The organism is Bradyrhizobium sp. CCBAU 53415 (assembly GCF_028128735.1).
Classification (GTDB): Bacteria; Pseudomonadota; Alphaproteobacteria; order Rhizobiales; family Xanthobacteraceae; genus Bradyrhizobium.
On sequence record NZ_LBJF01000001.1, the window covers coordinates 893,228 to 914,507 of the forward strand.

18 protein-coding genes are annotated in these 21,280 nt (G+C 64.7%); 3 read left to right on the forward strand and 15 right to left on the reverse strand.

Annotation, left to right across the window (positions count from 1 at the left end; all coding sequences use genetic code 11):
- The first annotated feature begins 8 nt into the window (after positions 1–8).
- Positions 9–1,415: a DUF6418 domain-containing protein gene (locus XH87_RS04135; RefSeq protein WP_271586263.1), complete on the forward strand. Its 1,407-nt coding sequence runs from the start codon at positions 9–11 to the stop codon at positions 1,413–1,415.
- A 141-nt stretch (positions 1,416–1,556) separates the two neighbouring features.
- Here XH87_RS04135 and XH87_RS04140 read toward each other — a convergent pair whose 3' ends face one another.
- From XH87_RS04140 to XH87_RS04175, 8 genes are all read right to left on the reverse strand, one after another.
- Entirely contained in the window at positions 1,557–2,396 is an 840-nt protein-coding gene (locus XH87_RS04140) for an SDR family oxidoreductase (RefSeq protein ID WP_271586264.1), read from the reverse strand.
- 18 nt (positions 2,397–2,414) lie between these two features.
- Positions 2,415–3,173, reverse strand: coding sequence for an SDR family NAD(P)-dependent oxidoreductase (locus XH87_RS04145; RefSeq protein WP_271586265.1), 759 nt, complete (start codon positions 3,171–3,173; stop codon positions 2,415–2,417).
- Positions 3,170–4,018: a sugar phosphate isomerase/epimerase family protein gene (locus XH87_RS04150; RefSeq protein ID WP_271586266.1), complete on the reverse strand. Its 849-nt coding sequence runs from the start codon at positions 4,016–4,018 to the stop codon at positions 3,170–3,172. Before XH87_RS04150 ends, XH87_RS04145 begins: the two co-directional genes overlap by 4 nt.
- The gene (locus tag XH87_RS04155; RefSeq protein ID WP_271586267.1) at positions 4,015–4,779 is read right to left on the reverse strand and encodes an SDR family oxidoreductase; all 765 of its coding nucleotides are present in this window, start codon (positions 4,777–4,779) and stop codon (positions 4,015–4,017) included. Before XH87_RS04155 ends, XH87_RS04150 begins: the two co-directional genes overlap by 4 nt.
- On the reverse strand, positions 4,772–5,461 hold the full coding sequence (locus tag XH87_RS04160; protein ID WP_035708075.1) for an acylneuraminate cytidylyltransferase family protein: 690 nt from the start codon (positions 5,459–5,461) through the stop codon (positions 4,772–4,774). Before XH87_RS04160 ends, XH87_RS04155 begins: the two co-directional genes overlap by 8 nt.
- Positions 5,461–7,380: an N-acetylneuraminate synthase family protein gene (locus tag XH87_RS04165; protein ID WP_271586268.1), complete on the reverse strand. Its 1,920-nt coding sequence runs from the start codon at positions 7,378–7,380 to the stop codon at positions 5,461–5,463. The genes XH87_RS04160 and XH87_RS04165 overlap by 1 nt, the downstream gene beginning before the upstream one ends.
- A 22-nt stretch (positions 7,381–7,402) precedes the next feature.
- On the reverse strand, positions 7,403–8,779 hold the full coding sequence (locus tag XH87_RS04170; RefSeq protein WP_271586269.1) for a GHMP family kinase ATP-binding protein: 1,377 nt from the start codon (positions 8,777–8,779) through the stop codon (positions 7,403–7,405).
- A 381-nt stretch (positions 8,780–9,160) separates the two neighbouring features.
- A complete protein-coding gene (locus XH87_RS04175) occupies positions 9,161–10,384 on the reverse strand; it encodes a phenylacetate--CoA ligase family protein (RefSeq protein WP_271586270.1) in 1,224 nt (407 codons plus the stop codon).
- Between the two features lie 86 nt (positions 10,385–10,470).
- Here XH87_RS04175 and XH87_RS04180 point away from each other — a divergent pair, with 86 nt between their 5' ends.
- Positions 10,471–11,622, forward strand: a complete 1,152-nt coding sequence (locus XH87_RS04180) for an AGE family epimerase/isomerase (protein WP_271586271.1) — start codon at positions 10,471–10,473, stop codon at positions 11,620–11,622.
- Between the two features lie 65 nt (positions 11,623–11,687).
- Here the strand turns inward: XH87_RS04180 and XH87_RS04185 are convergent, their stop codons facing one another.
- The 6 genes from XH87_RS04185 to XH87_RS04210 all read right to left on the reverse strand — a co-directional run bounded on the left by XH87_RS04185 (position 11,688) and on the right by XH87_RS04210 (position 18,931).
- Positions 11,688–12,527 carry an ABC transporter ATP-binding protein gene (locus tag XH87_RS04185; RefSeq protein WP_158671348.1) on the reverse strand — a complete coding sequence of 280 codons (840 nt, stop codon included), beginning with the start codon at positions 12,525–12,527 and terminating at the stop codon, positions 11,688–11,690.
- Between the two features lie 141 nt (positions 12,528–12,668).
- Positions 12,669–13,952, reverse strand: a complete 1,284-nt coding sequence (locus XH87_RS04190) for an ABC transporter substrate-binding protein (RefSeq protein ID WP_271586272.1) — start codon at positions 13,950–13,952, stop codon at positions 12,669–12,671.
- A gap of 44 nt (positions 13,953–13,996) precedes the next feature.
- The gene (locus XH87_RS04195; protein ID WP_271586273.1) at positions 13,997–15,070 is read right to left on the reverse strand and encodes a branched-chain amino acid ABC transporter permease; all 1,074 of its coding nucleotides are present in this window, start codon (positions 15,068–15,070) and stop codon (positions 13,997–13,999) included.
- 3 nt (positions 15,071–15,073) lie between these two features.
- On the reverse strand, positions 15,074–15,967 hold the full coding sequence (locus tag XH87_RS04200) for a branched-chain amino acid ABC transporter permease (RefSeq protein WP_271586274.1): 894 nt from the start codon (positions 15,965–15,967) through the stop codon (positions 15,074–15,076).
- Between the two features lie 214 nt (positions 15,968–16,181).
- Positions 16,182–18,113, reverse strand: a complete 1,932-nt coding sequence (locus XH87_RS04205) for a long-chain fatty acid--CoA ligase (protein WP_271586275.1) — start codon at positions 18,111–18,113, stop codon at positions 16,182–16,184.
- Positions 18,110–18,931, reverse strand: coding sequence for an ABC transporter ATP-binding protein (locus XH87_RS04210; protein WP_271586276.1), 822 nt, complete (start codon positions 18,929–18,931; stop codon positions 18,110–18,112). Before XH87_RS04210 ends, XH87_RS04205 begins: the two co-directional genes overlap by 4 nt.
- A 335-nt stretch (positions 18,932–19,266) precedes the next feature.
- Between XH87_RS04210 and XH87_RS04215 the strand changes: the two genes are divergently transcribed.
- Positions 19,267–19,941: a Crp/Fnr family transcriptional regulator gene (locus XH87_RS04215; RefSeq protein WP_271586277.1), complete on the forward strand. Its 675-nt coding sequence runs from the start codon at positions 19,267–19,269 to the stop codon at positions 19,939–19,941.
- A gap of 21 nt (positions 19,942–19,962) precedes the next feature.
- Here XH87_RS04215 and XH87_RS04220 read toward each other — a convergent pair whose 3' ends face one another.
- Complete coding sequence (locus XH87_RS04220; RefSeq protein ID WP_271586278.1) at positions 19,963–21,225, reverse strand: MFS transporter; 1,263 nt, start codon at positions 21,223–21,225, stop codon at positions 19,963–19,965.
- Between the last annotated feature and the right edge of the window lie 55 nt (positions 21,226–21,280).

Here is a 21,280-nt window from a genome sequence, read left to right on the forward strand (position 1 = left end):
CTTCGGCAATGACCCTTCTGGCTGGAGTCTCCGTACTACTCTTCATCGGCTGGCTGGGACTGTTCAGGTCGACGATCTTCGTTTGTCTTGCGTTCCTTTTGTTTACCTTCGCATGGCGGACGATTTCGTCGCTCTATATCGATCTCTCGGGGCCCGTGTTCTCGTCCCAGTTTCAGATGTTCCTTGGACCCGGCGTCATGACGGTGTTCCAGTCGATTGCGTATTTTCTGACGCTTCTTCCCTTCCTCTGGGTCTTCAATTCGAGGGCGCTCCATGAGTGGGCGCGGTCGGCTCCAACTCCCGGACTACCTGCGACCCAGTCTCAACTGACCCTTTCGGACGTCACGTTCTACGCATCCATCCTCTTCTTGATCTTGCTCTTCGGTGCCCTGATTCAGGGAGGTGTCATTCCGCTATTTGCCAAGATCGAGCGATGGACCTTCAACGAACAGGCCAATTTCCTGCATCGCCTGGTGATCGAGCGAGGCGACATGCTCTGCTTCTGGTGGGGGACCATGTTCGTCGCCGAGCGATTGCGGCGCCAGCGCTACGATTACCGCTTTGTGAGTCTGCTGGCCGTCCTCATCTTTTACATGTTTCTCGTCGGCGGGCGCTTCTCGCCTTTCTACCGATCCTGTGCGTTCTTTATCATACCGTTTTCCGCGGTGTTGCTCGTTCAGGCGCGAGATATCGGAAGCGCGAGCCTGTTCAGCCTGATGCCCCGGATTGCCGACCGCCGCATCGTGCTGGCCGGTGTCGGCGGCATTGCGCTGACGGCCGCGATGATTGCATTCGCGCTCTATTGGAATTTGACGAGGGTCCGAGGGTACGAAGGTCAGGCTGCGCTCGACACTTTCATCGAGCGCGTTCTGGTGCAGCCGTCGGAAATAGGATGGGCGTCCTATCAGCGCGTTCTGGTCAACGGAGACTGGGACGCGCGCCACGCCTTCGATTTTCTGTTCGAGCGCCCCATCGTGGCGGGACGAAACACGACCCCGCAGTTCCTGATGTCCGAGACCATCGGTGAGCCGCGGACGACGGAACACGTTACAGGCGGTTTTCAGTTCGCAGGCGGGTTTCCCGAAATTTTCTTCGAGCTGTTTGGTCCCGATTTCGGCTGGATATTTCTGCTGGGAGCCGGTTGGCTCACAGCGCTCCTCTCCGCTCTCATGATCCGGTCGATCGTCGCCGAACGATATCTGACGGCAGCTCTATCTTTCTACGTGCTGTACGGCATCTACGTGATGTACATCGGCGGCATGCTGAACTTTGTCGCGACGCCGACATATTGGGTGAAGATTGCTGCGTTGTTCGCGGCAATCATCATGGAGGAACGGGCGCAGAGGTCTGGCCGGCCCATTCTCCCGTGGGTGCTGACCGACAGGCCTCTTCGGTTTCGCCGTTCCGCGGTGTGACGTCCGAGAGCCGATGATTCGGCTGTTCAGGCAGTGCAGATCGGAAAGGGTGTCGAGCGGCTATCCACCCGCCGCACTCCGTCGGCGCAACGAGGAGACCGTCACGACGGAAATCTGCGCATTCAACTGCTTCCAGCGCCGCTACCAGACGCTCCGTCCGCCGTCCATCACCAGGTTCTGCCCCGTCATGTAGCTGGAGGCATCGGAGCAGAGGAACTGCACCGCAGCGCGGTATTCGTCGACCTCGGCCATGCGGCCCATCGGGATCAGGCGCGTCAGTCGCTCGACGAAAGCCGGGTCCTGGTTGTTGAAGACGCCGCCCGGCGAGATCGCGTTGACGCGGACGCCGTGGTCCGCCCAATAGGTCGCCAGATATTTCGTCAGCCCGATCAGGCCGTGCTTGATCACCGAGTAAGTCACCGGTTTCACCGGTTGCTCTTCTTCGCGTGAAACCTGTGGCTGGCGGTAGATCCGCTGGTCCGGCGCGATCACGCCGAGATCGGAGGCGATGTTGAGGATCACGCCGCGGCCACGTTTGGCCATCTCACCGCCGAACACCTGCGCGCACAGCATCGCGCCGGTCAGGCCCACGGCGATCTCGGTCTGCCATTGCGGCACCGGGAATGCTTCGAAACGGGACGAATGCATTACGCCGGGTGCGGAGGTCACCTTGGGGTCGATCGCCGCGTTGTTGACGAGGATGTCGATTGAGACGCCGCGGCCGGAAAGTTGCTCGTTTGCAGCCCGCACCGAATCGAGTGAGGTGACGTCGATCGCCAGCGCGATCAGGTCGGCGGACGGCGCGCTCTGCCTGAGCGCGGCAACGGCTGCTTCGGCCTGCGCAAGTCCGACGTCGGTGACGACGACGCGCGCGCCCGCCTCCGAAAGCGCGGCGACATGCTGCCGCCCGAGCAGGCCGCCGGCGCCGGTCACGAGAGCGGTGTGGCCGGTCAGATCATGGCGTGAGGACGGGCTTGCCATCGGGAGGCTCCTGTTCGGCTAACGCAGCTGACCGCCGTCGGCGACCATGATGCTGCCGGTGATGAATGCCGCACGGGACGAGACGAGAAAGGTAACGAGGTCGGCGACCTCCTCCGGCCTGCCCAGCCGGCGCAGCGCCACCTCGCGCGCAAGCATCTCCTCGACCGCAGCACTGTTTTCCGCGAGCTTGCGCGCCCAGGTGCCGTTCGGGGCCAGGATGTTGCCCGGTGCAACCGCGTTGATGCGTATGCCTTCGAGCGCCAGGGGGCGGGCCAGGCCACGCACGGTCGCATTCAGCGCGGCTTTCGCGGCGTGGTAGGTGACGGGCGCGCCGAGCGCCGCCATGCCGGCGATCGAAGAGATGCAGACGATGGCGCGGTCGCCGCTGCCGCGCGCCATCAGCGGCCGGGCCGCCTCGATCATGTTGGTCGTGGCGAAGAGATTGAGGTCCATCACCCGCGACCACTCCGCGGCGGTTTCTTTCCCAGGAGGTACGGAAGCGCCGCTGCCGACGTTGCAGACGAGAATGTCGAGGCGCCCCCACTGCCGTTCGACCTGCTGCACCAGCGCCGTGGCGGCAGCCGGATCGGTGACATCGGCCACGTGTACCGACGTGCCGCCGCCGACCGCGATCCGCGCGCCTTCGAGCGCGTCGGCGCCGCGCGCGGCCATCGCCACCTTGGCACCTTCCGCGGTGAGCGCCGTCGCGATCGCAAGCCCGATCCCGCGGCTGGCGCCGGTGACGAGAGCGACGCGATCATTCAGCTCGAGCTTCATCGCGCGGCATCCTCGATCCAGCGAACGGTCATGTCGCGATATTTCGCCAGCGCACCGGCGTGATCGCCGTCGCCGGCTCGCGCGGTCTGCAGAATGTACTGTCCCTTGTAGCCGGAGCGCTCGATCAGCCGGATCGTCTTCGCCAAATCGGCATCGCCGGTGCCGAGCGGCACGGTGGTGCCGCCCCGAACGCGGTCCTTGACATGGACGTTGAGAATGCGCGCTGCGTAAGCGTCGATCTCCTCGCTGCTGTCGTAGCCGAGCGAAGCGCTGTTGCCGCTGTCGTAGTTGATGCCGAAGACGTCCGCCGGAAATTCCTCGATGAACCGGGCGAGCTCGCGCGGCGGCAGATCGGATTCGAAGACGATCCTGACATTTCGTCTTGCAAGCGATTCCGCGCGCGCGAGCAGCACGCGCTTCAACGTATCGCTCTCGCTCCCGCGCTCGATCTTGCCGTTGTCGACCAGTGGGATCACCACGAACTCGATGCCGATGCGGCCAGAGGCGGCGATCAGGAGATCGAGGTCGGCGACGAGCGCGTCGCGCACCACGGCATCGACCTTCCAGAATGGTGCCTGCATGAAGCAATCGCCGGTCAGGCTCGGGATGCGCACGCCGTTCTCGCGCGACAGCGTCAGAATCTCCTGCTGTCCCGGCTCGGTGGTCAGCGGATTCTCGCGCAGCCTTTCCTGGTCGATGGTCCATTCCATCCGCGTCAGGCCGAGCGCCTTGGCGCGGGGAAATTCCTCGCGCCATTCATTCCACGGGAACGCCTGGATCTTGCCGTCGACCAGTGCCGACAGACGTCCCTGCATGAAGCCGATGCGTTGCAGTGTTGCGGTCACGATGTTCTGTCCGAGCTGATGGCGAGGCCCTTGGTGGTCCAGCCGCCATCGACGAAGATTTCCTGGCCGGTCACATAGGCGGAGGCGTCCGAGGCCAGGAAGATGGCGGCGCCGACCATATCGGCGGGCTGTCCCCAGCGGTCGAGCATGGTGTGACGACGCCTCGCCTCGTGCATGACGGGATCGGCAAAGCTCTTCGCGGTCATCTCGGTCGCGACATAGCCCGGCGCAAGCGCGTTGACGCGGATGCCGTCGGGCGCGTAGTCGGCGGCGAGTGCGCGCGTCAGCCCGGCAAGGCCCGCCTTGGCCGCCACGTAGCCGGGATTGCCGGGAAAGCCGCGGACCGAATTGATGCTGGTGACGTTGACGATCGCCGCCGAGTCGGCGTTCTTCAGAAGCGGATAGGCGGCGAGGATCGTGGCGTAGACGCCGGTGAGGTCGGTTGCGACCGTGGCGCGGAAGCGCGCGAGCTCGCTTTCGGCGCTTTGGCCCGGAAGACTGATGCCGGCGGCATTCACGAGCGCGTCGATGCGTTCGGCTTGTGCGGCGATGGCGCGGAACGCGCTCTCGATCGCCTTGTCGTCGGAGAGATCGCAGGCGATGGCGGTAACGCCCTGCGGCGCGGTCCCGGACCGGCTGAGGCCGAACACCGCGGCACCCGCATCCTGCAGGCCGCCCGCAATCGCCGCGCCAATGCCGCGCGAGGCGCCGGTGACCACCGCGATCTTGCCTGCGAGAGAGAAGGCGCTGAGATCAGGCATAGCCGTAACTGCGCATGATGGCGGCGCAAAGCTTGACGTCCTCGGGACGGTCGATTTGGAACATCTTGTGACGCTCCATCAGGTGGAAGCCGATCTTGCCGCCGAGACGATTGTTCTGCTCGCGCAGGAGGGACGGGATCAGGACGTAGAACGAGCCGTTCTCGAGGTAGCGCTTCTCGATCTGCTGCCGCATGCGGCGGTTGCGGTAGTCGTAGTTGATCGGTTCCGGTCCGCTCGCGCCGATCCGCCAGTTGAAGTAATCCTCGACCTCGCAGACCGAGAGCAGGCTGTCGAGATGGTCGCGATCGAAGGTCGCAAGCGCGTTCTCGATGTCGCCGGGTTCGCGGATCGGCGATGTGGCCTGAAGCGCGACGATGCGCTCGAACCGTCCCATCTGCGCCTCGGTCGCATCGAGGGCATGCAGCCAGGCGGATTCGGAGGAGGCGAGGTCGCCCGAGATGTCATCCGGACGCCGCACGCCGACCGCGCCTGCGGCCTCGGCCGCGGCGAGAATTTTGTCGCTGTCCGACGAGACCGCCACCACGTCGACGCCGCGCGCCGCGCGGGCCTGCTCGACGGTCCACGCGATCAACGGCTTGCCGCAGAGATCGAGCAGGTTCTTGTGCGGGATGCCCTTCGAGCCGCCGCGCGCGGCGATCACGGCCAGCGTCTTGCGCGCCATCAGATGTGTCCCTCGAGACGCTCGAGCGCGGTCCAGAAGCCTTCGCCCATGTTCTTGTGGCCCTGCCATATCTCGGGAATGAACGACGCCGTCGGCGCATGCTTGCGCAGCACCTGTCCGATCTCGTCGAAATCGATCTCGCCTTCGCCGATCTGGAGTCCTTCGCCGTCGAGCCCCCTGGCGTCGCCGAAATGCAGATGCGCGGTGTGCGGCCCGAGCTGGGCGAGGCCTTGGGCGAAGTCGAAGCCGAAATGATTGGCAGCGAGCTTGGTGTGGGAGATATCGACGCACATGCGCAGATCATGCTTGGCGCAGAACGCGGCCGACTCATCCGGGAAGATGAAGATGTTCTGATGACGCTGGCCGCCGAAATGCCAGGGGAACGGCGCCATGGTCTGCGGCGTCAGCTCGACGCCGTCCATGTCGAGCTCGGTCAGGCTCTGCGCAAAGATGCGGTAGCGCTCGGCTTTCTCCTCCGCCGGCAGCGGCTCGTCCATGGTGAAGCCGCCGATATTGGCGACGATGGGCGGGCGCTTGGTCCTGGGGAAGAACTTCTTTAGGCCCCGCGTGATGTCGATCACCGCCTGCGTCTGCTCCAGCGAGTAGCGCCGCAGGGCCTCGTCGGGGGTTGCGAGGTCCATCAGCTTGGAGCCGGCAAACAGCTCCGGCGCGTGGACGACGAAGCCGAGATCATAGGTGCCGGAGAGATAGGCCGCGGGATCGCGCTCCATGTCGCTGTAGCTGAGATGGAATTCGATGATGTCGGGCTCGCAAATCTCCAGGAAGCGCGCGGTATCGTGATAACGCACCGGCACACCCCAGGGCCGGTCGAAACGGTAGCGCCGTGCCTTTGCGACGCCTTCGTCGAGGTCGCTCTGGAAGAAATAGTCGTCCGCCGCCATCGTCCGCGTCAGCTTGCGGCCGAGCAGCGCCGGCATCTTCAGCGGCGACAGGCCCTGGCCGGGGCTCTTCACCGCGATGTCGCCTTCGGAGATCGTCGTGCCGGCCGGAAGGTCGCGTGCGGCCACCAGGCTCTTGGCGAGATTTTCGCGGTTGATCAGCTCACCCTGGCTCAGCGCGCGTTCCGCGAGCTTCTCGCCGCGTGCCGCCTCGACTTCGCGGATGCCGGAGACGAGTGCCTTGAATTCCTCGGGCTCGAGGCTCGCGGCATGGTCCGGACCTTCCATCTCGCGGTCGAGCGTGATGTGGCGTTCGATGATCACCGCGCCTAGCGCGACGGCGGCCGTCGAAACGGCAATGCCGCGCTCGTGACCCGAATAGCCGACGACCGGATGAATCTCGCGCAGCGTCTCCATGAAACGCAGATGGATGTTGTGAAGCGCTGCCGGATAGGTGCTCTGGCAATGCAGGAGGGCGTAGCTGGCATTGCGGTCGTCGAGGAATTTCGCGGCGGCCTTGATCTCGTCCGTCGTGCTCATGCCGGTCGAGACGATCAGCGTCTTGCCGGTGGCGGAGAGGCGAGCGAGCAGCGGCAGGTTGGTGAGGTCGGCCGAGGCGACCTTGTAGGCCTGCACGCCGAAGCCTTCGAGCACGGCGACGCTCTTCGCATCCCAGGGCGTGCAGAGGTACTCGATACCCTTGGCTGCGCAGTACCCGGCGATCTTCTTCTGCTGCGCGGTCGGCAGCTCGAAGCGGCGCAACAGATCGAGCGTATATTCGACGGCGAGGTCGTCGTCCTTCCCGGACAGGCTCGAGGCGCGATACACCTCGTCGAGCTTGCGCATCTGGAACTTGGCGCAATCTGCCCCGGCCGCGACCGCGGCATCGACCAGCGCAATGGCGCGGTCGAAGTCGCCGTTATGATTGTTGCCGATTTCGGCGATGACGTAGCAGGGTTCGCCATCGCCCAGGAGGCGGTTGCCGATGCGGACCGGAGCAGGCTGTTTGGGCGATGTCATCAACATTCTCGTCTCATATGCGTCACGCGAGCTGCGCGGGAAAGCGCGACTTCCACGTCCGCAGCCCGTTCTCCTCGAACATGATGCGCGAACAGCTATGCCCCTGCTGTTCCAGCGCTGCGATGAGCTGGTAGCGCTCGAACGGACGCACGAAGAACAAGAAGTAACCTCCGCCGCCGGCGCCCAGGAGCTTGCCGCCGACCGCGCCGTGCTGCTTGGCGAAGTCGTAGATCGCGTCGATCGTCTCCGACGAGATCTTCGAGCTCAGCTTCCGTTTGGCGTGCCAGGCCTCGTCGATCAGCCGGCCGCATTCCAGCAGCTGGCCGCGCAGCAGATGCCGCCTGATGTCGCGCGTCACTTCCTTCTGCTTGGCAGCCGCGGCGACGGCGTCGCTGGTCTCGTGCTGAGCCTTCTGGTCGCGGTGAATGGCGCCGGAATCGCGGCCCGAGCCGGTGTAGCAGAGCACAAGGCTCTCCTCGAGCTCGGCGATGATGTTGGGATCGAGGCGAAGCGGCACGATGGTGTTCTGGTCGGAGAAGAACTCCATGTGATTGAAGCCGCCGAACACGGTGGCGTACTGGTCCTGCCAGCCGCCGGGAATGTTGAGCATCAGCCGCTCGGCCTGGAAGGCCATCTCCGCGATCTCGTGGCGGTCCCACTGATCCCCGCGGAATTCGTTGAAGCAGCCGATGATCGCCGACGAGACCACCGCCGAGCCTCCGAGTCCGGAGCCGACCGGAAAGTCGGCGGACACCTCGAGCTCGAATCCGTAAGTCGGCTTGATCAGGCGCACGACCGACTTGATCAGCGCGAGATCTCCGCCCGTTCCCAGTTCTGCGAGATTGTCGGCCTCGATCGTGCGGCGGAAATCGTGCGAGTAGATCCGGATGCTGGGATCGCTCCGGCGCCGCAGCGTCGCGTGAGCGTACATCTTGATCGTGGCGCTGATGACCGCGCCCCCGTCGTTCGCCACGAAGTAATGCGTCAGGTCGGTGCCGCCGCCGGAGAAGCTGATCCGCACCGGCGAGCGGGCGCGGGCGAACACCTCGCTCTCTTCCGACAGATTGAACAGCTCGCGGCTGAATACGTCGACCAGCCGTCCCTCGCCATCGAGGATCGGCACCACGTGCACGCGCTGGTCGAGCAGCTTGAGGATCTGCTCGCGCGGTCCGCCGGTCGGCGCCCAGACGAAGTTGCGATTGATGCAGGACGCAACCCGGTCCTGGATCGTGATGCCGGTCAGCATGCGCCTGCGGATGTCACCGTCCGTCACGGCGCCGACGATACGTCCGCTCGCGTCCTGCGCGAACAGGATGCCGAGCATATTCGCATTCAGGCGCCGAAAGGCTTCCTCAATGGTTTCGGTCTCGGCGATGGTGACGAGGGTTCGTTCAAGCACGTTTTGGGGTCCAGAAAGGGCCGATTCCGGCCATATCGTTGCAAGGTTGGTAATACGGGAGCGGCAGGGACGATGCAAGGTTCCTGCGCCCGGGGACATTACGCCAGGCAAGCGCTTCGGCCGCGCAGTGGCCGATTTACATCGGCCGCGGCTTATATCGATGGCTCCGTAACAGGTCCACACGAATTGGCCGCGATTGGAATCAGCTCGGGCTCAAATACGCGCATCACGACGTGCGCGGTGCTGCTGCGCGACGGCGGGGTGATCGCAGCTGAAGGAATGCGCTTCACGCATCAGGGCGCCATGCGGACAGCAACTCGCTGTACGGTCGCCTGATCGATGCGTTCGCGAAAGCGACCGCGCTGCCGGACTCTGTTGAAGTCAGCGTTCGTCCGCGATCACCTTGCCATCATTCGGCAGCGTGCCGGGGCCGACCAGTTCGACGCTTCCGCCGAGTTTCGTCACGGCGCGCAAGCTGGCCGCGATCTCTTCACGCAAGGCCTCGTTCGCGGCTGCCGTTTCCGCTCTCAGCGTCATCGCGTCTGCTTCGCCCTGGCGCGTGACGACGAGGCGCAGTCTTCCGAGTGCGGAATGGCGCTTGCCGATCTCGGCGATCTGCTCGGGCCGGACGAACATGCCCTTGACCTTGGTGGTCTGGTCGGCGCGGCCCATCCAGCCCTTGATGCGCATATTGGTGCGTCCGCAAGGGCTCGTGCCGGGCAAGGCCGCAGTGAGGTCGCCGAGCGCGAGCCGGATCCAGGGATGGTGCGGGTCCAGCGAGGTCACGACGATCTCGCCGACGTCGCCCGGCGCTACCGGATCCCCGGTGCCGGGCTTGACGATCTCCAGGATCAGGTCCTCGTTCACGACCATGCCCTCGCGCGCCTCGGTCTCGAAGGCGATCAGGCCGAGATCGGCGGTGCCGAAGGCTTGGTAGGCGTCGATGCCGCGCGCCTTGATCTCGGCCTGGAGCGAGGGCGGGAACGCGGCGCCTGAAACCAGCGCGCGCTTGATCGAGGAGATGTCGCGCCCCGAGCTCGCCGCGGCATCGAGCAGGATCTTCAGGAAGTCCGGCGTGCCGCTGTAACCCGCCGGCCGGTAGGCCTCGATCAGCTCGAATTGCTGCTCGGTATTACCGGGACCGGCCGGGATGACCGCGCAGCCGAGCGCGCGTGCGGAGGCATCGAAGATGAAGCCGCCGGGGGTGAGATGGTAGCTGAAGGTGTTGAGGACAATGTCATCGGGACGGAACCCGGCCGCGAACAGCGCCCTTGCGCCGCGCCACGGATCGGCCTGCCGCCCTTCCGGCTCGAAGATAGGCCCAGGGGAGGTGAAGAGACGGGCGAACGAGCCGGGGGCGTCCGCCACGAAGCCTCCGAAGGGCGCAGAGGCCTTGTGCAGGGAGGGCAGTTCCGACTTGCGCAACACCGGCAGGCCCGCCAGCGCCGCCCTGGACGTCACGGCGGCGGGATCCAAGCCTTTGAGCCGCTCGGCATAGGCCGGGGCGGCCATCGCGGCTCGCAGCACCTCCGGCAGGCGGGAGAACAGATCGACCTCGCGGGCTGCCGGCTCTCGCGTCTCGCGGGCGTCGTAATGGGCGGTCATGGCTGTTGTTTCCGTATTTGCATCCGTTGCGCGCCGCCACCGGCATGGGTATCAGACCGCCAGTGGCGAGGCCGAGAGAGGACCCGATGGCGGACGTAGGAAGCATTGCGGCGGATGAGGCTGCGGACGTCGTCGCGCGCCTGAAGCGCCGCATGATCGACGAGGCGCTGCCGCTGTGGTCGACCGTCGGCTGGGATCACGCCGCAGGCGGCTTCATCGACAGGCTGCACCGCGACGGCGTGGCGGATGCGGCCGCGCCCCGGCGCGTGTTTGTGCAGGCGCGCCAGATCTGGTGCTATGCCAAGGCTGCGCAGATGGGCTGGTACCCTCAGGGGCGCTCCATCGCGCTGAAGGGGCTGGAGCATCTGCTGGCGAGAGCGAAGGCGCCCGACGGCCGGCCCGGCTATGTGCACCGGCTGACGCCGGAGGGGACGGTGCTGGATGGCCGGCGCGATGCCTATGACCACGCCTTCATCCTGTTTGCGCTCGCGAGCGTCTACGCTCTCGACCAGGATGCGCAGGTCCGCGCCGAGATCGATGCGCTGCTCGCCTTCCTCGACGGCCATCTGCGCTCGCCGCATGGCGGCGTTCACGAGGGCCTTCCGGTCTCGCTGCCGCGCCGGCAGAACCCGCATATGCATCTGTTCGAGGCGATGATCGCGTGCTTCGAGGCGACCCACGATCTCTCGTTCCAGAACCGCGCCGGCGAATTCTTCGCGCTGTTCCTGGCCAATCTCTACGACAAGCAGAAGCGCATCCTGACGGAGTATTTCGAGGAGGACTGGTCGAAGATCGAGCCGGTCAGCGTCGAGCCGGGCCACCAGGCGGAATGGGTCTGGCTGCTGAAGGGTTTCGAACGCATCACGGGCTGCCCGACCGGTCAGCGGCGTGCCGAACTGCTGTCGACCGCGCTGCGCTATCGCGACGAGGCCACGGGCTGCCTGATCGACGAAGGGGACGACGTCGGCAACATCCGTCGCAGCACGCGCCGGCTGTGGCCGCAGACCGAGATCGCGAAGGCGTGGATTGCGCAGGCGGAGTCCGGCGAGGCGGGCGCGGCGGACGAGGCGCGCGCGGCGCTGGTGCGGCTCGAACGGCACTATCTCAGCCATCCCGTGAAGGGCGGCTGGTACGATCAGTTCGATCGCGACGGCAAATCGCTGATCGACGTCATTCCTGCGTCGTCGTTCTATCATGTTCTCTGCGCAGTCACGGAAGCGGAGCAGGTGCTCGAGTAAGGCTCTTTTGTTTTGACGCGTTTTCTTCACGCGAACCGGTCCCCACTTCGCTCGAAAACGCTTTGTCAGAGCCAGCGCTTGCGCCGCTTGAAGCTCTTGAGGTTCTTGAAGCTCTTGCGCTGGTCGCCGGCGCCGCCGAGATAGAATTCCTTGACGTCCTCGTTGTCGCGCAATTCGTCCGCGCTGCCGTCGAGCACGACCTTGCCCTGTTCCATGATGTAGCCGTGACTCGCCACCGAGAGCGCAGCGCGCGCGTTCTGCTCGACCAGCAGAATGGTGACGCCGAGGTCGCGGTTGATCTTCTGGATGATCGAGAACACCTCCTTCACCAGCAGCGGCGACAGGCCCATCGAAGGCTCGTCCATCAGGATCATCTTCGGGCGCGCCATCAGCGCGCGGCCGATCGCGAGCATCTGCTGCTCGCCGCCGGAGAGATAGCCGGCAAGACCGGTGCGCTCCTTCAGGCGCGGGAAGTAGTTGAAGACCATGTCGAGGTCGGCATCGACCTCGCGGTCCCTGCGGGTGAAGGCGCCGAGCTTGAGGTTCTCCAGCGACGTCATGTCGGCGACGATGCGCCGGCCCTCCATCACCTGGAAGATGCCGCGGCGGACGATCTTGTCGGGGTCGATGCCGTTGATCCGCTCACCTTCGAACAGGATCTCGCCGCGCGTCACCTCGCCGTCTTCTGTCTTGAGCAACCCGGAGATCGCCTTCAGCGTCGTCGACTTGCCGGCGCCGTTGGCGCCGAGGAGCGCGACGATCGCGCCCTTGGGCACGTCGAGGCTGAGCCCGCGCAGCACCAGGATGACGTCGTCGTAGACGACCTCGATGTTGCGCACGGCGAGGAGGGCGGCGGGCGGCACGGCGGTGGGAGTGGGACGAACGGCCTCTGCGGTCTCGGTCATGCTTTGTTACTCCGCTGTCGTCGCCCGGCTTGACCGGGCGACCCAGTATTCCAGAGGCGCCGGAGACTCATCGAGAAGCCGCGGCGTACTGGATCCCCCGCCTTCGCGGGGGGATGACAGTTGTGTGTGGGGCAACGTGGCTCACCACCCCAGCAGTTCCGGCTTGCGCGGCAGCTCGACGGTCTTGACCTTCTCGAGCTTGATCGTGCCCTTGGTCATGAGATCGTTGAGGTCACCGTCGGTCGCGCCTGACACCTTGGTGCGATAGAGGTCGACCTTCAGCGTGCCGCGATGGTCCTTGTCGGTCCAGGTCGAGGGATTGCAGACGCCTTCCATTCCGGCCGGCACCCAGTCCTTCTTCTGGTAGAAGCCCTTGGCGACGTTCTCGCCGGTGGCGCCGCCGTTCTTAGCGGCCCAATCGATCGCCTCCTTCATGTACAGCGCCGAGCAGACGGCCGCGACGTAGTGCACGGGACGATAGACCTTGCCGGTCGGGTCGGACATCTTCGAGATCTCCATCACCGTCTTCATGCCGGGCGCATCGCCGCCCCAGCTCACTGCGGTGCGCAGCGGGAAGATCACGCCGTTGGCGGCATCTCCGGCCGTCTTGGCGGCGTTCTCGTCCATGCCCCAGACATTGCCGAGGAACTGGATCTCGACACCGGCGGTCTTGCAGGCCTTCATCACCGAGATGTTGGAGGCCGCGGTGTTGCCGAGATAGGCATAGTTGGCGCCCGAGGATTTCAGGCTCAGGCACTGCGCGCTGTAGTCACCCGGCGCGAGCGCGAACACCAGCGGCGGCAGCACCTCGAAGCCGAGCTGCTGCGCCATCGCTTCGCCGGCGGCCTTCGGTGCGTTCGGGTAGGGGTGGTTTGCGCCCATATGCACGAATTTCGGCTTGCCGGGCTTGCCCTTGGCCTTCCAATCCTCGGCGGCCCACATCAGCATCGCGCGCAGCGAGTCCGAATAGCTCGGGCCGTAGAAGAAATTGTAGGGAGCGGGCTTGGCCTTGCCGCTGACGCCTTCGGGATCGGTGAGGGCGGCGGCATAGGAGCCGGACATGTCGGGAATCTTGTCCTGGGCGAGGAAGCCGGTCAGCGCCTCGGTGTCCGCGGTGCCCCAGCCCATGATCGCGGCGACCTTGCTGTCCGGTGCCGACCATTTCTTGTAGAGCGCGATCGCGCGCGGCACCTGATAGCCATAATCGTTGGTGTCGAGGTTGACCTGCTTGCCGCCGATGCCGCCATTCTTGTTGACCCAGGCAAAGGTGTCGGCGACGGCCTGCCCAAAGGGGGTGCCGACGTCCGAGGTGCCGCCGGAATAATCGGCGAGATGCCCGATCGCGATCTGCGCCTTTGCGCTTGCCGAGAACGCGGCGATCGCAAGGGCGAGCGATGCGGTGCTCAAAAGGGACTTTGTCTTCATGGGTCGGTTCCTCCTGTTTATTGTTTAAGTGAAGTTGCCCGCGCTCAATGCGAGAACGGGTAGAGTTTCCAGTACGCCTTGATCTGCCGCCAGCGATGCGCGAGCCCGTCAGGCTCGAACATCAGGAATGCGATGATGATCACTCCGATGGCGATCTCGCGCAGGAAGGTGATGTTGGTGTTGAGCGACAGCGCCTTGTCGATTGCGCCGCCCTTCAAATACAGGCTGATGAATTCCATGGATTCCGGCAGCAGCACCACGAAAGCGGTTCCCATCAGCGTGCCCATGACCGAGCCGGTGCCGCCGATGATGATCATGGCGAGGAACAGGATCGAGCGCTCGATGCCGAAGCCTTCCTGCGACACGACGAGCTGGTAGTGCGCATAGAGCGCGCCGGCGATGCCGGCGAAGAAGGCGGCGAGGCCGAACGACAGCGTACGGTACTTGGTGAGATTGATGCCCATGATCTCGGCGGAGAGATAATGGTCGCGGATGGCCACCAGCGCGCGGCCATCGCGGGTGCGCATCAGATTGGTGACGAGGATGTAGCTCGCCAGCACATAGGCCAGCACGACGTAGAAATACTGCCTGTCGCCGCGCAGCGTGTAGCCGAAGATCGAGAACGGCTCCGCGCTGGCCGGCACCGACCCGCCCGAGAACCATTCGGCGCGGGAGAAGAAGTCGAGCAGGATGTATTGCGCGGCCAGCGTCGCGATGACGAGGTAGAGTCCCTTCAGCCGCGCCGCCGGGATGCCGAAGATCAGCCCGACCAGCGCAGTAACGATTCCGGCGAGCGGGATCGCGAAGAACACGGGGATCGGCGCGTTATTGGAAATGTAGGCCGAGGTGAAGGCGCCGAGCAGGAAGAAGGCGGCGTGCCCGATCGAGATCTGGCCGGTGAAGCCGACCAGGATGTTGAGGCCGAGCGCCGCGATCGAGAAGATGCCGATCTGGATCAGGATGCTGAGCCAGTAACCGCTGAAGAATTGCGGCGCGAGGCACAGCAGCGCAACGCCCGCGATCGCGAAGTTGCGGCTGGTGGTGGTCGGGAAGATCGTGGTGTCGGCCGCATAGGAGGTGCGGAAATCACCAGCAGGAATGAGGGTAGGGCCGGCCATGGGTCAGATCCGCTCGATGTCGTGGGTGCCGAACAGGCCGTAGGGCTTGATCATCAGCACGATGATGAGGACGTAGAACGGCGCGATCTCGTAGAGATTGCCCCAGTGCAGATACTCGCTGTCGACATATTGGGCGACGTTCTCGAGCAGGCCGATGATGATGCCGCCGAGCACGGCGCCGCCGACGGAATCCAGCCCGCCGAGGATGGCCGCCGGGAACACCTTGATGCCGTAGGCCGCAAGCCCCGAGGACACGCCGTTCACGACCGCAACCACGACGCCCGCGACCGCCGACACCGTGGCCGAGATCGCCCAGGCCATCGCGAACACGCTCTTGACGGAGATGCCGAGCGATTGCGCGACCTGCTGGTTGAACGCGGTGGCGCGCATGGCGAGGCCATATTTCGAGGCGCGGAAGAACCAGGCCATGCCGATCATCATGGCGACCGAGACCACGAGGCTCATGACATAGACAGTCTGGATCTGCAGTCCGAACAGGCCGACCGACTGGCTCTCGAACACGCGCGGGAACGGCTGCGGGTTGACGCCGAACATCCATTTCAGCGTCGCCTGCAGCACGGTCGACAGGCCGATCGTCACCATGATCACCGAAATGATGGGCTCGCCGATCATCGGCCGCAGGATGAGAACCTGCACCGCGATGCCGAACACGAACATGAACACCAGCGTGATCGGCATGCCGATCCAGAACGGCACCTGGTATTTCGCCAGCAGCGCCCAGCACACCCAGGCGCCGACCAGCAGCAGCTCGCCTTGCGCGAAATTGACGACCTGCGTCGCCTTGTAGATCAGTACGAACGACATCGCGACCACGCCATAGAGCGTGCCGACCACGAGGCCGTTGACCAGGAGCTGAATGAGGAAGGCGGTGTTCATGTTGTGATGCTCGATGACGAGTCCGGCGCGCTCTTCCCCTCTCCCATGGTGGGAGAGGGGGGCTTCGCGAAGCGAAGACGGGTGAGGGGCTCCCTCGGCAGCGACAGTGCGGAGAGAGGACCCCTCACCCGAGTGAGGGTGTGGTTGGCTGCGGAGAAGCCCTCTCCCACAAGGGGAGAGGGCGCACCGACTGGCAGCGCGCTGTGAAACGACATCACTCCGCAGCCTCCGCCATGTGCCCGTGCCCGCCGAGGTCCACCACGCGCAGCGTCGTTCGCACCCGCTGCGTGGTGCCGTCCTGGAAGCGGATCACGGTGTCCACGGGGATGTCGGAATCGCCGCGGTAGATGGCGTCGATGATGCCCTCGTATTTCTCGTTGATGACGCCGCGGCGCACCTTTCTCGTTCGGGTGAGCTCACCATCGTCGGCATCCAGCTCCTTGTAGAGCAGCAGGAAGCGTGAGATGCGCTGGGCCTGCGGCAGCGTGGCGTTGACGGTCTCGACCTCCTTCTGGAGCAGCGCGTAAACCTCGGGCCGCGAGGCGAGATCGCTGTAGGTCGTGAAGGAGAGGCGGTTCTTCTCCGCCCATTTCGAGATGATGGAGTAGCGGATGCAGATCATCGCCGCGAGCGCGTCACGGCCGGCCCCGAGCACCACGGCCTCGGCGATATAGGGCGAGAACTTCAGCTTGTTCTCGATGAATTGCGGCGAGAAGCGCTCGCCGCGCGAGGTTTCGGCGAGATCCTTGATACGGTCGATGACGACGAGCTGGCTGTCGGCGTTGAAATAGCCGGCATCGCCCGACAGCATCCAGCCGTCCTTGATGTCGGCCACGCTCGCCTCGGGGTTCTTGTAGTAGCCGAGGAACATGTTGGGATGCCGCACCACGATCTCGCCGACGCCGTGGACGTCGGGATTGTCGATGCGGATCTCGACGTTGTCGGCCATCGGCACGCCGGTGGTGTCGGGATCGACCTTGCCCTCGGGGTGCAGCGTGTAGGCCCCCAACAGCTCGGTCTGGCCGTACAGCGTGCGCAGCGGCACGCCCATGGCCTGGAAGAACTTGAACGTATCAGGCCCGAGCGCGGCGCCACCGGTCGCGGCCGACCGCAGCCGGGTGAAGCCAAGGCGGTCGCGCAGCGCGCGGAACAGGATGGCGTCGGCAAAGCCGGACCGCTTGCCCTGTTCGAGCGCGGCGAGGCCGCTCCTCATGCCGATATCGAACAGGCGCTGCTTGAAGGGCGTTGCGTCCATCACCTTGGCGCGGACGTCGGCGGCGATGGATTCCCAGACCCGTGGAGCAAAGAGCACGAATGTCGGCGCGATCTCGCGCAGATCGTTCATCATGGTATCGGGCTCTTCGACGAAGTTGATCTTCATCCGGCATAAGAGGCCTTTGCCGAGCACGTAGACCTGCTCCATGATCCAGGGCAGCGGCAGCACCGAGACGTATTCGTCGTCCGGTCCCTTGGGGTCGAAAGCGAGATAGGTCGCGCAATGGCCGAGCACGCGGCCGGCGGCGAGCATCGCGAGCTTGGGATGGGATGTGGTGCCCGACGTCGTGCAGAGGATCGCGACGTCCTCTCCGTTGGTGGCATCGACCAGTCTGTCGTAAAGCTCCGGCTCGCGCGCGGCACGTGCCCGGCCTAGCTCGGCGAACCTATCGGCCGAGATCAGCCTGGGATCGTCATATTTCCGCATCCCGCGCGGATCGGAATAGATGATGTGCTTCAGCTTCGGCGCACGCTCGGCAAGGGCGAGCAGCTTGTCGACCTGCTCCTCGTCCTCGGCAAAGACAAGTTGCGCCTCGCCGTAGTTGAGGAGATAGGAGGCCTCCTCGTCGAGCACGTCGCGATAGAGCCCGAGGCTGAGGCCCCCAATGGCATGCGTTGCGACTTCCGCCGCGACCCAGTCCGGCCGGTTGTCGCCGATGATGCCGATGACGTCGCCGCGGCCAAGGCCGAGTTCGACGAGGCCAAGCGCGAAATCGCGCACGCGGATCTGATAGTCGTTCCAGGTGAAGATGCGCCACAGCCCGAGATCCTTCTCGCGTAGTGCGATCTCGTTGCCGTGCTCCTTCGCGTTGAGCCGGAGCATCTTGGGATAGGTATCGGCCTGGGCGACCCGGCCCGCATAATCCATCATGCCGCGCTCTCCTGCGCCGGCGAAGCATCGTCGGGATCGACCAGCACCTCGTCCTCCTCGCCGAGATAGGCGCGCCTGACGTGGGGATCGGCGAGCACCGTGCCCGGATCGCCCTCGGCGATCTTCTTGCCGAAATCCAGCACCATGACGCGATGGGAGATATCCATCACCACGCCCATGTCGTGCTCGATCATCACCACCGTCATCCCGAACTCCTCGTTGAGATCGACGATGTAGCGGGCCATGTCCTCCTTCTCCTCGAAGTTCATGCCGGCCATCGGCTCGTCGAGAAGAATCAGGCGCGGCTCCAGCGCCATGGCGCGAGCGAGCTCGACGCGCTTGCGCAGGCCGTAGGAGAGGGTGCCGGCGGTTGCCTTGCGCACCGACTGGAGATCGAGGAAGTCGATGATCTCCTCGACCTTGCGGCGGTGCTCGAGTTCCTCCTTGCGCGCCCCGGTGAACCAGTACAGCGAGCCCGTGAGGAAATTGTTCTTCAGCAGGTGATGGCGGCCGACCATGATGTTGTCGAGCACGCTCATGTGGTGGAACAGCGCCAAATTCTGGAAGGTGCGGCCGATGCCGAGCGAAGCGCGGGCATTCGGTGTCAGGCCGGTAATGTCGCGGCCCTGGTAGAACAGCTGGCCTTCGGTCGGCTTGTAGCGACCGGAAATACAGTTCACGATCGAGGTCTTGCCGGCGCCGTTGGGGCCGATGATCGAGAACAGCTCGCCCTCCTTGATGGCGAAGCCCACGTCGGTCAACGCTCGGACGCCGCCGAATCGCAAGGACACGCCGCGCACTTCGAGACTGGTAGCCACCAAACGAATCCCTCCCGGTGATGGCGCTTTTTTGCGGCGCTCTTCGTCCGTTCTGTCGAGCGATCCTAGTACGGCGGTGGCGGTGAGGCCATGCAGCAGATGGTCTCGACCGGAGCCGCGCCACTCTCGTTCCCGTTTGGGACCGAAAGCCGTATCGCCCGAGGTGGTCCTCAATAGGGGAAAGCGCTATTTTTAAATGTCTCCCGGCTGACAATTCTGCGACAAAGTTTGCCGGCGGCAGCGGCCTGCATCTTTGGTCGAATGGCGGTCGAAACCATCATGTTGCAATGCAGCAGAAGGCGGAGTGACGAAACGGTGCGGCTGGCCGCGAGATCATGATTTCAGAAGATCATCTGAAGCGCGTCGCCGCCTGGTCGCGCGAGCTCACGCAAGAAGAGATCGAGGTCGCGCGTGCCGGAATCACGGAGCGGTCCTACGGCACCGGCGAGACCGTGTTCATGCGCGGTGACATTTTCGCCTATTGGGCCGGCATGGTCAGCGGCCTTGCCCGCATGGGCGGAGTCTCGCGCGACGGCAAGGAGACCAGCCTCGCCGGGCTGACGGCAGGGGCCTGGTTCGGCGAGGGCAGCGTGCTCAAGAACGAGCCGCGCCGCTATGACGTGGTCGCGCTGCGCGACAGCCGCGTCGCATTGATGGAACGCAGCGCCTTCATGTGGCTGTTCGAGAACAGCGTCGGCTTCAACCGTTTCCTGGTGCGCCAGCTCAACGAGCGGCTCGGCCAGTTCATCGGCATGCTCGAGGTCAACCGTACCCTGGATGCCACCGCGCGCCTCGCCCGCAGCATCGCCTCGCTGTTCAACCCGATCCTCTATCCGGAATCGACCGCGCATCTGGAGATCACCCAGGAGGAGATCGGCGCGCTTTCCGGCATGTCCCGCCAGAACGCCAACCGCGCGCTGAATCGGCTCGAGAAGGAGGGACTGCTGCGGTTGGAATATGGCGGGGTCACCATCCTCGACGTCGAGCGGCTGCGCGGCTACGGGGATTAGGAGGCGTGGACCTCCGCCTCGTCACCGCGCATTGGCGGGGGCATGTTCCGGCCAGAGGTCGGCGCGCCAGCGCACGGCGATCGCCATCATCGCGATGAAGCCGGCGACGGCATAGAGCGAACCCGTCGCGGAATATCCGATGATGTCGATCAGGCTGCCGGCCGCGAGCAGTCCGATCGGCAAGCCATAGATCACCATCATGCGGACGCCCATGACGCGGCCTCGCAGATGTGCGCTCGCGGTGCGCATCAGAATGACGGCGGCCGAGATCATCGACATGCTCTGGGCGATGCCGGCGAGGACGAGGCAGGCCATCGCCACCGGCAAGGTCCTGATCTCGACGAATACCAGCAGCATGGCGTACCACGCCAGTGTCGCGCCGATCAGAAGCCGGGCAATCCGCACTCCACTGACCAGGCTGAGCGTGATGGAGCCGATCAGCGAACCGACGGCGAAGCTCGCCGAGAGATAGCCGAGGCCGGTCTGGTCGGTATGAAAGATCTCCCTGGCGATGTAGGGCAACAGTCCGCCCGTGAAGGGAAATGCTGTGAGATTGGCCAGGAACGCGACGCACAGCGCCGCGCGCATTCCCGGGCCATTCCAGGCATAGACGATGCCTTCCTTCAGATCGCCCAGCAATCTCGAAACGGCGTGGCTGTTCGCCGGGAGATCACTTGTGGTGACGGTCCTTTTCGGTCGGGTCAGGCAGAGCATCAGAAGCGCGGCCGCGAGGTAGAGACCGGCGATCGCCACATAGACCAGGCCGATGCCGAGGATGGCGAACAGCCCGGCGCCGGTCAATGCTCCGGCGATGCGCGCGCTGTCCTGGGTCGTGCGCGCGACGCTGATGGCGCCCACCAGCTGCTCGGCCGGCATGATCTCGGCAAGCAGCGCGCCCCGGACGCCGAGATCAGAAGGGCGGATCAGGCCCATGATTGCGACGATGATCATGACGCTCAGCGGCGACAGCTGACCGGTCAGCGCCAGGACCATGATGGTCGACGAGAGCGCCGTATAGGCAAGACGCATCGCGACCAGGAGATCGCGATGACCCATGCGGTCGCCGATCATGCCGAACACGGGCGCGACCAGTGTTCCCACGAACTGGAGTGACGCAAGCACGGTGAGCAGCAGCACCGAGCCGGTCTCGACAATGATGTACCAGCCGAGCACCAACGTCTCGACCTCGAAGGCCCAGGAGGTGAGCAGGTCGGACGGCCACTGGAAACGATAGTTGCGGATGCGAAATGGCGCGAGCGCGGAAGGTCGTGCGGATGTGCTCAAGATGCGGTGACGGGTTTCAAGGCGATTCCCTGCCCTCATTTATTTGTTCTTCTGT

What these genes read in the sequence shown, in the direction of transcription:
- XH87_RS04135 (WP_271586263.1), top strand. Translation starts at nt 9, where the DNA reads ATGACCCTTCTGGCTGGAGTCTCCGTACTACTCTTCATCGGCTGGCTG.
- XH87_RS04140 (WP_271586264.1), bottom strand. Translation starts at nt 2,396, where the DNA reads ATGGCAAGCCCGTCCTCACGCCATGATCTGACCGGCCACACCGCTCTC.
- XH87_RS04145 (WP_271586265.1), bottom strand. Translation starts at nt 3,173, where the DNA reads ATGAAGCTCGAGCTGAATGATCGCGTCGCTCTCGTCACCGGCGCCAGC.
- XH87_RS04155 (WP_271586267.1), bottom strand. Translation starts at nt 4,779, where the DNA reads ATGCCTGATCTCAGCGCCTTCTCTCTCGCAGGCAAGATCGCGGTGGTC.
- XH87_RS04160 (WP_035708075.1), bottom strand. Translation starts at nt 5,461, where the DNA reads ATGGCGCGCAAGACGCTGGCCGTGATCGCCGCGCGCGGCGGCTCGAAG.
- XH87_RS04165 (WP_271586268.1), bottom strand. Translation starts at nt 7,380, where the DNA reads ATGACATCGCCCAAACAGCCTGCTCCGGTCCGCATCGGCAACCGCCTC.
- XH87_RS04175 (WP_271586270.1), bottom strand. Translation starts at nt 10,384, where the DNA reads ATGACCGCCCATTACGACGCCCGCGAGACGCGAGAGCCGGCAGCCCGC.
- XH87_RS04180 (WP_271586271.1), top strand. Translation starts at nt 10,471, where the DNA reads ATGGCGGACGTAGGAAGCATTGCGGCGGATGAGGCTGCGGACGTCGTC.
- XH87_RS04185 (WP_158671348.1), bottom strand. Translation starts at nt 12,527, where the DNA reads ATGACCGAGACCGCAGAGGCCGTTCGTCCCACTCCCACCGCCGTGCCG.
- XH87_RS04190 (WP_271586272.1), bottom strand. Translation starts at nt 13,952, where the DNA reads ATGAAGACAAAGTCCCTTTTGAGCACCGCATCGCTCGCCCTTGCGATC.
- XH87_RS04195 (WP_271586273.1), bottom strand. Translation starts at nt 15,070, where the DNA reads ATGGCCGGCCCTACCCTCATTCCTGCTGGTGATTTCCGCACCTCCTAT.
- XH87_RS04200 (WP_271586274.1), bottom strand. Translation starts at nt 15,967, where the DNA reads ATGAACACCGCCTTCCTCATTCAGCTCCTGGTCAACGGCCTCGTGGTC.
- XH87_RS04205 (WP_271586275.1), bottom strand. Translation starts at nt 18,113, where the DNA reads ATGATGGATTATGCGGGCCGGGTCGCCCAGGCCGATACCTATCCCAAG.
- XH87_RS04215 (WP_271586277.1), top strand. Translation starts at nt 19,267, where the DNA reads ATGATTTCAGAAGATCATCTGAAGCGCGTCGCCGCCTGGTCGCGCGAG.